Here is a 13308-nt window from a genome sequence, read left to right on the forward strand (position 1 = left end):
CTATATAAATGTCTTTCAAGATCAATAGCAATAACAGGTGCGATTGTATCAGATTCATATTCACCATAAATTAACCTAGCCATTGATGATAAACTTTTTAAAATACCGCCCTTATAAACATTTTCGGCATTTTTAAAATAGTTAATATGATTTTCTTCTAAATAGTGAACTCCTTTTTTCTGCTTAAGCATTGAAGAGATATTTATTTTCTCTGTGCTATTCACATTACTTTTTTGACGATAGTAATCCTCATGTTTAACAACATCCAAATGCTCTACAGATTCATTCTGCCTTTTTCCAAAATCAACTATATAATCAGAGCTTTCTAACATGTAACGATTATGCTCAATCATAATGATAGAAACTGATTCATCTTGCAGAATACCTCTAATACTATCGATAAATTGATTTAAAATATTTTGTGATAAACCTTTTGAAGGCTCATCAAAAATGAATAATGTATGTGGATTTCTAGTGTTTGCAAATAATTCCGAAACTAAATGAACACATTGAAACTCACCTGTCGATAATGTTTGTGTTTTTCTCTCTAATGTTAAATAGCCAAGCCCTAATTTAATTAGTAAGCTCAAACGTTTATAAGCGATATCTTCATTTGGAAGTTCATCAATAATATCCTCAATCGAGCGCTCAAAAATATCATCAATGTCTTCACTATACTTTGTGAGTTTCTTTTTAATATCTAGGAAAGTTGCTACAGTTGATCGACTTGTAATTGATTGATTTCGGTCTTGTCCTACCATAACTAATTTATCTTTTGGATATCGTTTTAAAAAATCTGTAGCTAGACATTCGTTGACAAGTGTAGATTTCCCACATCCCGATTCTCCTGTAACCGTTACAAGCCTGTTTTTAGGAATTTGAAACTCCGCCATTTGGATATTACGGCAATATAAATCATAGAATGTATAATATTCTGTTGGTATTTCTTTATTTCGCTCCCACAGTATTGACTTTGGTCTTGGTGATTCTTTCACAATTTTCCCGCCATATTTTCCGCTACCAGGTCCAAAGAACAATTGCTCATCAGTTGTATCTAGTACCGTATCTGAATGATCAATAAGCCAAATTTGATTTTTACACCCTAATCGTTTAATCTCTTCTAAAATTTGTAATAATGTTTCATGATCAAGTCCAACTGAAATCTCATCAATAATAATTACAGCATTTTCACTTACTGCCATGAATTCAGCCAAATAAAGTCGTGTTAACTCTCCACCTGACAACGTACCCATAATTCGATTTAATGTTAAATAACCAATGTTCATATTAATAATATTTTGCAGTATATGCTGTTTTTCCTCACTAATATTTAATTGTTTTGCTAGTGAAAGAATAGATTCAACACTTAAATCATTAATATTTGAGATTGAATGTGGCTTTTCCAACAAATCAATTTCATATTGTTCAATTTCTTCACTATAACGTTTTCCCTTACATTTTTTACACTCAACATTTTTTGTAGTACCACGGCCTTTACAACCAGTACACCAGCCTAATTGATTATTAAATGAAAAGACCTCTGGAGAAAGATTAAATACTTCAGCAAGTTTTTCCCGAACCTCTGTAAAAACACCAGTATGAGTACCAATCGTTGAACGCGGATTAGACGAAATCGATGATTTTCCTAGAAAAAGTACTAATGGCATTTCTTCCATCTTAATAGCACTAAAATTTGTTTCCATAATGTTAGGAAATAAATATTGATATTCAGCCTTTGGTAATAAAGAAACTAATCGTTTTTTTGACTCTTCACCAATTGTTTGGCAAAAAGTTGTTTTACCCGATCCAGATAACCCAGCAATTCCAAACGATTTATTAAACGGTATAGTTGCATCTAATTTATTTATGTTATTAGCAATTAATTGATTTACTTTCATATTAACCTCTATTCTTATTTATTCACAAAAGCATTTTTAAAATATAATAATTACATAATGAATATTACCTATTATACAATTATCCTCTCACTTCATGAATCTTATCCTTGTATATTTCAAACCATTGTTGCCATTCATCTTTAGAAAATTCTTTCTCTTCTCCTTCTAAAACAGAAGAAAAAAGATTTAAACAAATATGCCAACCAGCTAAATCCCTCGGTGTATGATCTGTTAATTCATGAATGTACTCTTTAAGGAATAAAAGAGTACCATTTTCCTCTTTATGTATTTCAAATCGGACACGATCTTTATCCCAAGTAAATTCAAGTACTGAGTTTACTTGACATTCTAAAATATCAATGTTTATGAATGAACCGTTCATCATGTCGAACTTTATTATTCCACCCGTTTTAAGGCTTTCAATCTGTAAATTGGACATCCATTTTTTCAGCTTACTGTTTTCTGTTAATACAGACCAAACTTCTTCTGCCGTATATGGAAATTGGCGTTCAAATTTCACAATATATCCATCATTTAGTTTCCCAATTTCAGCTATCATTTTGATTGCCCCCTTATATAGAATATATGTTCTCATTTCATTTTACACGAATATAAATATAAAATAAATATTTATGTCAACGAAGTGTTAATTTAAAGTGAATGACGCTGAGAAAAACTTAAATATTTTCTAAATCGAGTTATATAGTATTGAAAATTAAATATAGATTTACGTACAAATAAAAAAGCCGCATTTGCGACTTATGAAATCATAGGATTAACTCCTTTTTTGGTTGAATGATTAGCACTTAATCGCATCGACAATTAGCGATGGAAAACCAAGTTTATCGCCTTTATTTCTAGAATCATACCTTTTCGAACGGAAAATAACACCGTCGTTTGCATCCCATTCGTTGTAATAAAACTGACCATTTTCATCACAATATTCAAGTAAAACTACCTCGAATCCAGCAGTTTCAAACATTTTCGTTAATGTTTTATAATTATGAACGATTTTATGACTTGCTGCTGGATGATCTTTCGGACCGGGTCCCCCTATTTGAACTATATTTTGATATACCTCATCCTGAAAGAATGCATCAGGGACTCCGCACCGAATATGACCAGATGGTTTTAAAAATTCATAACAGATTTCAGCTGCTCTTACACCTTCTTCAAAAGTAAGGTGTTCCCATACATGCTCAGCTAAAATAGCTGAAATAGAGTTGTATTCAAATCTTTCTTCCCACGTAGCTTTTCTAGTAAGTTAAGTTCATCTTCTTGCGTTTGAATCCAGCCTGGATTATTATTAAACACTCCAGCTCCGACAACTACTTTAATTTCGTCTTGTTTTATTGCCACCATGTTCACCTCTTAAACATTTTAATTCATTAATATATTCTATGTTTACTATTATCCTTCCTCCTTCAACAAATGTAGTAACATGAGTCCAGTACAATACCGAACTCATGCCCTAAAAACTCTCTAACGCAACAATCTGTCTAACTCTATAAAATTAGTTCATAATATACGATTTTTCTTACAGAAATATAGCACACCAAACATTAGCATAATACCAATTACGTAAAAAATTGTTGTTCCGCTCCCACCAGTATTAGGAATTACCCAATTATTCTTCGCATTTTTCACTGTTATTTTTTGTGTCTTTACTGCTTCTGTAATTTCTATTTCTATTGGATCTCTAAGTAACATGTATCCGTTCGGTGCTTTTATTTCTTTAATCGTATACTTTCCAATTGCTAATTGGTTGGAAATTACCTTTCCTTTTTCATCCGTTATTAATCTACTAAGTTCTTTCCCTTCTTTATCTAACACTTGAAATACAGCGCCTTTTAGCTTTAATTCACTATCCTTATCATCAACTTTTTCAATTTCAAATTGCCCAGTCGGATCTGGCAATTTCTTATTTTCTATTTTAATTTCTACTACTGTATCTTTTTCTATTTTTACAGCTATTTTATCTTTTAATAATTCATAACCTTTAGGTGCCTCTATTTCCACTAGGGTATAGTTTCCTATTGGTAAGTCCTTTGATATCATTTCTCCTTTTTCATCTGTTATTAACTCTCCAACTACTTTTCCTTTTGCATCTTCTATATGAAACTTTGCCCCTGCTAGTTTTTTATTTTTATCACTTATGTCTACTTTCACAAGCTTCATTTTCCCCATTGGATCGGGCAATTTCTTATTTCCTATTTTAATTTCTACCACTGCATCTTTTTCTATTTTTACAGTTATTTTATCTTTTACTAATTCATAGCCTTTTGGCGCTTCTACTTCCACTAAGATATAGTTTCCTATTGGTAAGTCTTTTGATATTACTTCTCCTTCTTCATTTGTTATTAGTTCTCCAACTATTTTTCCTTTTAAATCTTCTATATGAAACTTTGCTCCCACCAATTTTTTATTATCATTATTACTATCAACCTTTTTTATTTTTACTTTTCCTGTACTAGGCTTGTTCCAATGTTTCCAGTTAAATTTGAAATTGTGAAACTCAAATCCACCAGTTTGTTGTACCGCACCAACAAATGCTTGTCCATTAATCGAACCGCCTTTTGTTTCTAATACAGCATTGGGAGCAAACACACTCCCAACTACACCATATCCCTCTGTTGTAATTTTTTTCGCATTTGGAAAAACCCAAATCATTTTCCCATATAGCTCAGTAAACGGGGAATTAGGCGAATATGGTTGTGATGTAGGAACTATATCTGTAGCCTTTCCAATATTGTTCGTGTCATATAGAATAGACCCATTTTTAAATGTAACCTCTATTGCATCTGAATACATTACAATAAAATCTTTGTCCTTAGCATTGGGCAAAAATACATCTCTTATATCTACACTGATTTTCCCTGTCAATTCTGATGAAACATAAATATTAGGATTGTTTATATCTTTTCCGATTCCATGACTCATATTTGGAATTGGGGTATTCGTTTTATATTGACCTGCATTTTTACTGACTTGGTTCACTATATTGCGAAATTCATTAAATTTCGCGTCAATTTCTAGTTTTTCTTTATAAACGATACGATCATAAGAGGATTGTATGATGCGATCTGGATCACTCTCTTTTGTCATTACGACTATTCCGTTTTGAATGATAAAAGATTCTTCCCTTGATTTCTTAAATTTTCCAGACAATAACAAGGACGGATATCCCTCATCAACCCATTTTTCACCTACTATATTAGATGTTCCCGCTGCAGCACCTACAATCGTATACCCCGATGCATCCATATCACCTTGAACTGCAATTGCTCCTTCAATGTCGCCACCTATTGCTTTATGGTTACCAAAGACAACAGCATTATAACGCGATATATCTCCTAGACCTTCTAAGGTAGTCGTGGATCCATATGCTTCTTTTGGTACATATACGACAAAACTTACACTTAACATTAACAAAACAATAAAATGAATACTTACCAGCTTGAATCGTAGCCTCAATTCCTTTGTTCCCACCTTTACCGTATTTTTTTTATAATCGAATAAAATGAATTTTTATTAATGATGATTTACTTCATCCCCTATATACCTTCTTTACTTATCTTTGAATTTCCGGTCCCACTTCCCATTAATGCAGGATAAATACATTCTATCGAGTTAACTTTTTCTTATAAATTACGACTAGAAGCACACATAACAATAGGATTGTAACTATTACAGTCCACTTATTAAATATAAATATCTCTGTACTCACTTTTTGTTTTTCTTTCTCGTTTAACTCCACGCGCTCACCTCGAACTAGCAATCTATTGGTGTTTACTCCATAAGGCGTACACGTAATTAAAGTTGTATAATCTTTATTTTCTACAATTTGTAGATCGTCCGTTTCATGTGGTAACACTACTTTAATTTGATCTACTTTATAAGCAAGAACTTTGTCTAAAGAATGAATATAAAAAAGATCTCCTTTGCTCAACTTATCTAAATCTGTAAATAATTTTGCTGATGGTAAACCACGATGCCCTGTTAAAATAGTGTGCGTATTTTCTCCACCTATCGGGAGCGAAGAAAAATCTAAATGACCTATCCCGCGGCTCAATACTTCCTCAGATGTCCCTTGATAGATTGGCAGTTTTATATTAATTTTCGATATTTCAATATACCCCATTACATCTCCTAAATTTAACGCATCAGCATATGCTTGATGATTACTTTTTTTTTCAGAAAATGGATCAGTAAATGTTTTCGTGGAAGTGTGAACTTGTTTATTATATTCGGCTGCTTCTTTTTCCCTACGTTCAACTTCTTTCTTTTGTAGCGCTTTGATCTTCTTATCGTAAGAGCTAATCTCAGAATAATGTGCACGAGTCGCCAACCAATTACTAATAGTAGGATATAAAAAAACACCTAATCCAAATAAAAAAATACCTCCCAAAACAAGATTTCGTTTCATATTTCCACCTCTGTATATGCTTAAATATCGAAAAGAGGGAAGCATTTTGCTTCTCCCTTTTTCCCATAGTTACATGTTCCTAAAATCTTAATTATTAGCAGACTTTTTTCTAAAGAAAACAAATGCCGCTGTAACCATTAACGTAAGACCTATTACAGTAAAAAGAGTCGTTCCTATGCCACCCGTTACCGGAAGAACCCATCCACTTTTATTATTTTCAATCGTTAATTTAACCGTTTGATTATTTTCGCTAATCTTTACATCGATGGGATCTTTTAATAATTGATAAGAAGCTTTTGTACCATCTTCTTTTGTATATGTTGGTGCTTTCGTTTCAAAAATTTGATAGTCTCCATATGGAATGTTAGACCATTTAATAACACCATTTTCATCTGATACACCTGTTACTTCTTTTCCTGCTACAACAACTATTTTTCCATTTTTATCTTTAAGTACAAACTCCGCACCTTTTAATTTATTCTTATTAGCACCATCAATTTTTGTTAACTCAATTATTCCAGTTGTTGGAATAACAACTACGGGTTTAGATTCCTTTTCTCCAATTACATCATTTTTATTTGTAAAATCAATTTTTGCTGTATTTAAAATTTCCGAACCAGATGGTACTCCTTCTTTTACTTGAGATTTAATTTGCAAATGAAATTCTTTTTTACCATCTAATTTTGTGAAATCTTTTACTGTAGCTGTTACTTTTTGACCTTCTATAGCTACCTCTACAATGCTTGCATTTACTTCTGCCCCATCAATTTTCACGATTGGCTTTCCTTGAATCACTAAACGATTATCCAAAGTATCTGTTACCACATATTTTTTGTATTCCTTAATGTCTTCTGGAATTAATGTTTTAATATCATAATGATAATTAGTTAACGGATTGATTGGTAATGCTTCCAATTTTCCGTTAATCTTTTTATCAATTGTTGGTTCTTCATAGTTTTTCACTTCTAATATAACTACTGTACCAGAAGTAATAGTTCCATCTTCATTAATTGTTCCGGAGTTTTTAACAAAAAACTCACGTTTAGTTGGATCTATTACGTAGCCCTTCGGAGCTTTTGTTTCTTGGAAATAGTATTCTCCATACTCCAATCCTTGCACGCGAATATGACCATTAGCATCTGTTGCTAACTCTTTTTTCACTTCTGTACCGTCTTTTTTAAATAAAGAGAATACTGCACCTGCTAATGCTTTTTCATTTACACCAGTTTTTATTAAATCCACTGCACCACGTTTAATCTCATTTTTGGGATACATGTGAACATCATAGTTTAGCACCTTACCCTCTTTATTCGTTAATGGGATATCCACTGTATACGTATTGGGATTTAGATTAACATGTGGAGGTCCTGCCACTTCTTTCACCTCATAACGTCCTAGCGGAAGATCTTTTAATACAGCTTGTCCGTTACCATCTGTTACTACTTGATTTGGAGTGGCTCCCATTACAGGTTTCACGTCTTCTTTTACGATTTTCCCATCGTTTGAAATTTTTTCAAAAGAAGCAACCCTTTTCACTTCAAACGTTACACCTTTTAATGGTTTCACATCTTTTGGCACCTCTTGATTTGCAGAACCGTCACCTTCTAGTCCCTGCGCTCCATCTTTTTCTTGTTCATACTTATGAATCGTTAAAGTACCTTTAGATGGTGAATCTGCCTTTACTAATACACTAGACCATGTAGAAAATGTTAAGAATAACACTAAAAGCACACTAAATATTTTTTTCATTTCTCTTATCCCCTTTACTACTTCTATCATTTTAAAAATTTCTTTATTACTATTACCTTCTTAAAAGCAATAGTGTGCCAAGTATCAGATTTAAACGAATAACATAAAACATAGTCGTCCAACAATCCACTGTTTACAATCACTTATTCACTTTTCTTATCTTCTATTATTACGTTGTCTCTCCACATGATATATGTAATTTTCTCCCCTAAATTACACGTATATCCCTATTTCAAGAATCATTACATTTGTTACATAATAGCTTTCACTGCTAATTTCGACTAGTCACTTACTGTCAATCTATTCATATCTCACTTCCTATCCCTATTTAAAATCCAATCTTAATCATTTTTTAATACATATAAGTAATAACCAACAAATAAGTGTGACGATTCATATTTTACGTTACTGTCCAAAACTATTACCTGTATATTCAAATAATATGTGCTATTCATGTTAAATTATGGTATTATTCTTAGAATTTTATAACTTTTATTTATATTTTTTATTGATAAAGGTTTTCCGTATCTACTTATGAAAAAGGAATATATGTTTATTTAACTATTACGCATAACTGTAAGGAGGAAGAATATGACTAAAAAACTCAGTCTAGTTGAGATAGGGTACATTTGCAATATGTTTTTTCAATCTTTCGAAATTCCAGTTTGTTTTTTAGATTGTAACAAAAATATTCTTTTAGAATTTAAATCCAAAAATGATTCACATTCGTTATATACATCAAAAATAGAACAGTTACATATGCTTTTTCAGAGAAATGATACATATAATTCCCCCATCTTCAGAACTCACGAATATCTAGGGCACTTTATTTTAATTCACATAAAGAGCGATTATATGGTGAACGGTACTGTTATTATTGGGCCCTTGGCACATGTAAATTTTTCTACAAGTAAAGCGGATAGTAACCTTAATTTTATTCCAAATTATAAAAGAACAAGAGACCATTATTTTTCATTGTCAGTCAAAGATCAAAATTTCTTTGTAAATATAGCGATATTGTTCTATAACATTCTCTATAAAAAAAATTCAGATGTAAGCACCTTTTCAAATAACAGTGACTCACTTCATATAAGTCATAGCAGCATCTTAAACGAAGATGTATATATTTCAATGCAAAAAGACGAATCCATTTATCATAATTTATATATAGAGCAGCAACTACTTAGTTCTATAGAAGACGGGGATAAAGAAACCGTACTCAAATATTATTACGAATTCCAACAAGAGACTCTTTCATCTTTATCTTCATTCCATCAATTAAGACGTCATAAAAACATTTGTATTTCATCTATCACGCTCGCTACTAGATATGCGATAAAAGGGGGACTTCCATCTGGGATTGCTTACAAAATTTATGATTTACATATTCAAAGAACAGAAGATTTAAAAGACAAAGAATCTGTTTGGGATTTATTAAAAAATGCTTTTTGCACCTTTGCAGACCGTGTAAAGGCACAAAAAACACAGCAACATTCACAGACTATTGCTATTTGCAAAAACTATATTTTTAAAAATATTTACAATCCAATATCTGTTAAACAACTTGCTAAATTTGCAAATGTGAATTCAGATTATTTATCTATATTATTTAAAAAAGAGGTTGGTATTTCATTAATTGAGTACATTCAACGTGAACGAGTCGAAGAAGCAAAGAAATTATTAACTTTCACCACCTATCCCTTATCAGACATATGCGCTTCGCTTAATTTTAGCGATCAAAGTTATTTTACTAAAATTTTCAAAAAATTCACCAATGAAACACCTGGTAAATATCGAAAATCTCATGTTGTCATTTAGAGTGAACCTTCCATTAAAACAAAATGTTTTCAGTAACTTATCAATGGCAAATTAGAAGTACTCCTATATTCATGAGCTATAGGATTTATGCTATTTTCAAATCAAAAAACACGTTACTATTCTCATTAAAATAAAAGAATAGTAACGTGTTTTATATGTAATATAGTTCTGTAGACAGAATAGTATCCAACTGCAAATTTTTATAAAAGCCAAATGTACCGCTTAACTATTAAAATCTTAATAAGTAAAAAATCCATATTTCGTTTTATTTACTTTCTACTTTATTTCTTTTGAATACTGAACTCTTTTCTTCAAACGAATAATCCCTACTATTATTTTTGTATCTTTCTAAATTTGCGAACAAAAATGAGTACTGTGCCTGTAATAATCATCAATATGCCGATTGCTGCACTGTTAGTTGTACTTACACCCGTCTTTGGAAGCTCCTTATATGTATATTCTTTTTTATCGCTATTACTGTTGTTAGAGATATTACTCTTATTTGCCTTATTAGCAAGGCCATTAGCTTTGCTAGTTTCTTTATCTTTCACTAATACTTTTTGTATCGTATTTACCTCATTACCCATGGAATCTTTGACACTATATATTATTTCATAAGTACCAGCTTTAGTTGTATCTATAGTTCCTTCATACGCTATTTTAGAAGTAAGGTCACCGTCCTCTTTATCAGTAGCTGATACCCCTACCAACGGATCAAATTGATCACCCTCAGTAATTGAAGTTGTAGCAGGTACTTTTAGTATTGGTTTATCATTTTTAACTTCTTCTCTAACTTTAACCGTTACAGTTTGCTTCGCCGTTACTTCATGGCCTTTTGAATCTGTAACTGTGTATTTTAATACGTAAGTACCGGCTTTATTTGTATCTACTTCACCATCAACTTTGATTTTAGAAGTAAGATCACCGTCTTCTTTATCGATAGCTAATACTTCTGCCATTGGAACAAATGAATCTCCTACATGAATTGTCGCTCCAACAGGCACTGTTAATTTAGGTTCTAAATCTGATGTTTCGCCATTTCCCTCTACAATTACAGTCTGTGTAGCCGTTGCATTCCCCCCTTGAGAATCAACAACCAGGTATTCCACAATGTATGTACCTGGTTTTGAAGTATCTACATCGCCTTTATGCTTTACTTTATTTGTTAAATCACCATCTTCTTTATCAACAGCTTTTACATTTCTCATTGGATCAAACGTATCACCTACACGTAGTGTAATCGTAAACGGTACAGTTAACTCTGGAGCTTGGTTTTCTGCTGTTTTTTCGTTTTCTTTCACCGTTCCTGTAATTTTTGCCGCATCAAAAGCATTTTGGACTGCTTGAACTTCAATTGAGTTCGTTCCATATTTATTAGCTGCGACTTTAAGGCATGCCAATTTCAATTCAGAGAAATCAGAAGTCATGTTTAATTCATCAGTATTTGCATAATAGAAAATATCAAACATTTTATCTTCACCAATACCATTTACATTTACACCGTTATGAGTACCACCTTGTGCAATTAAATACGCAACTTTATTAATAATACTTGAATTAAAATGTACGCCTCCATAATCCTCTCCATTTAAATCATTATATTTACTATAATCATCGGGATACGGTAGTCCTTCTGAAAAATTAATTGCAGTTGGATTTTTCATATTACGAAAAGTCGATCCAGTTTGCTCTCCTATTGTCCAGTTAAATTCCCCATTATTTATGTATTTCTCTATAGCCGTTCCCATAATATCCGATAATGCCTCGTTAATTGCCCCAGATTCTCCTGAGAATTCAAGGTTAGATTCACTTGATGTAACTGCGTGTGTAAATTCATGACCGGCTATATCGAACGCTTTTACCATAGGATCTCCATATAAAAGCATACTGATGTTATTAATATTAGTACTAAATGCATTCTCCCAATTTTCAGGATCATTTGTTCCTCCAGAATCCCATGCATGTACAACTGAAACTACTTTTTTTCCTTTATTATCAAAACTATTACGATTATATTTTTCTTTATAAAAATCATATACCTTTGTTGCTAAGAAATGAGCGCTTACCGCCTTTGGATCATTAAATGTTGTTGAAGCGCTAGTTGCTAGTATGCCAGGATAATAACTTTCTTCATTTGTAATATCTCTATAATTTACATCATATGTCTCAATTCCTTGCCCTCTTGTGTAATCAGCAAGCGCATAATTCCCACTGGTCTGTTTAGAAATACCAAATGTACGAGTTACGCCTAAATCATCTTTTCCTGTTCCAGTTAATGATGTGAAATTGCTAGTTTTATTTTCCTTAACGGATTCAACATACTCTTCACTTATTTTCAAACTTGATTCTTGTACCATATCTTTTAACATATCGCCATTATGAGCATTCACTAAATAAGTTCCAGATACATAATTTGGTGTTGTAGCAGCAAATGTAACTTGATATGCATTGCTAGCCTGCCCATGATTTTCATCAACAAAAATAACCGCCTTAACTTCTGGTTCAGAAATAAATTTAATGTCGTTTCCGTACTTTTTATAAATATATTGTTTCGCTTCTTCTTTTGATAAATTAATAGGTTTCTTTAAATCTTCTTGTGTTAAATTTTGTGCGCTAGCTCCTGAAATGCTTTTAATAATACCTTTTTTATCTACGTGAGCAGTTAACTGGTGGCCATACACTTCTTTTCCTTCATATATTTGTTGCATGCGCACAAGTGTAGTTCCATCATAAGAACCACGTTTTTGAAGAACCTTGTAATCTACTCCTGTTTCTGCACTAACTTGTTTTGGAGACAAAGCATGCTCCGTATTTTCCTTAAGTGCATCTTTCACTACATTCTCTGGCGCCTTTTTTGATGGTTGTGTAAGATCACCTGTACGGAATGAATCCTCTTGAATTTCAACTTGCATTTGACCAGGTTCCTCTGCATGACCTACTCCATATGGTGTTACACTTGTTAAAACAAATCCTGTTGTTAATGCAACTATAGCTATTTCTTTTTTATTTCCCATGGTATTTACCTCGTATAAATTTCTATTATTTATATGAAACTGCTAAAATGTATACAATCTATTCCTAACATAAAAAGATGACTTTTGTAATCTACAAAAGCCACCTCTTCAATATATAATATCCCTAAAATGTTTTTAATACATAATTTCTATACAAAAAAGAAAAAAGCATTCATTAACGAGCATTTTGCAATACTTTTATTAGGTCATTTATATTTTCAACTTTCTGCTGAAACTGATCAAGTCTGCTATGTAGCAATGAAGGATTTTTATCTTCAGTTGAAATAACTTGTTTTAATTCATTTTCTAATTTATCATACATATCAAAGAAATTATCAAATTCTACACTTACAAGCTCTTCATTTTCGCGATAGAATCTTTTTGCTTCTATATAAGTCATATA

7 protein-coding genes and 2 pseudogenes are annotated in these 13308 nt (G+C 31.9%); 1 reads left to right on the forward strand and 8 read right to left on the reverse strand.

Features of this window, described 5'->3' with window-relative positions:
• The 6 genes and pseudogenes from GBN78_RS24540 to GBN78_RS24565 form a co-directional block, all read right to left on the reverse strand.
• On the reverse strand, positions 1-1898 hold a 1898-nt coding region (locus tag GBN78_RS24540), incomplete at its 3' end, for an ATP-binding cassette domain-containing protein (protein WP_152127794.1).
• Positions 1899-1977: 79 nt separating this feature from the next.
• On the reverse strand, positions 1978-2457 hold the full coding sequence (locus GBN78_RS24545; RefSeq protein ID WP_000559840.1) for an SRPBCC family protein: 480 nt from the start codon (positions 2455-2457) through the stop codon (positions 1978-1980).
• 240 nt (positions 2458-2697) lie between these two features.
• A pseudogene (locus tag GBN78_RS24550) lies at positions 2698-3260 on the reverse strand (class I SAM-dependent methyltransferase).
• 156 nt (positions 3261-3416) lie between these two features.
• Positions 3417-5372 carry an MSCRAMM family protein gene (locus GBN78_RS24555; RefSeq protein WP_152127795.1) on the reverse strand — a complete coding sequence of 652 codons (1956 nt, stop codon included), beginning with the start codon at positions 5370-5372 and terminating at the stop codon, positions 3417-3419.
• A 148-nt stretch (positions 5373-5520) separates the two neighbouring features.
• Entirely contained in the window at positions 5521-6324 is an 804-nt protein-coding gene (locus GBN78_RS24560; protein WP_074596001.1) for a class C sortase, read from the reverse strand.
• An 87-nt stretch (positions 6325-6411) separates the two neighbouring features.
• Entirely contained in the window at positions 6412-8073 is a 1662-nt protein-coding gene (locus tag GBN78_RS24565) for an LPXTG cell wall anchor domain-containing protein (protein WP_098940116.1), read from the reverse strand.
• A 591-nt stretch (positions 8074-8664) separates the two neighbouring features.
• Between GBN78_RS24565 and GBN78_RS24570 the strand changes: the two genes are divergently transcribed.
• Positions 8665-9891, forward strand: a complete 1227-nt coding sequence (locus GBN78_RS24570; RefSeq protein ID WP_152127796.1) for an AraC family transcriptional regulator — start codon at positions 8665-8667, stop codon at positions 9889-9891.
• Positions 9892-10223: 332 nt separating this feature from the next.
• Here GBN78_RS24570 and GBN78_RS24575 read toward each other — a convergent pair whose 3' ends face one another.
• Complete coding sequence (locus GBN78_RS24575; RefSeq protein WP_152127797.1) at positions 10224-12905, reverse strand: M4 family metallopeptidase; 2682 nt, start codon at positions 12903-12905, stop codon at positions 10224-10226.
• Between the two features lie 175 nt (positions 12906-13080).
• Positions 13081-13308 (reverse strand): annotated as a pseudogene (locus GBN78_RS24580) (hypothetical protein); the annotation flags it as partial.

Origin of the sequence: Bacillus sp. B2-WWTP-C-10-Post-4 (assembly GCF_009183805.1) — a bacterium.
Lineage (GTDB): Bacteria > Bacillota > Bacilli > Bacillales > Bacillaceae_G > Bacillus_A > Bacillus_A cereus.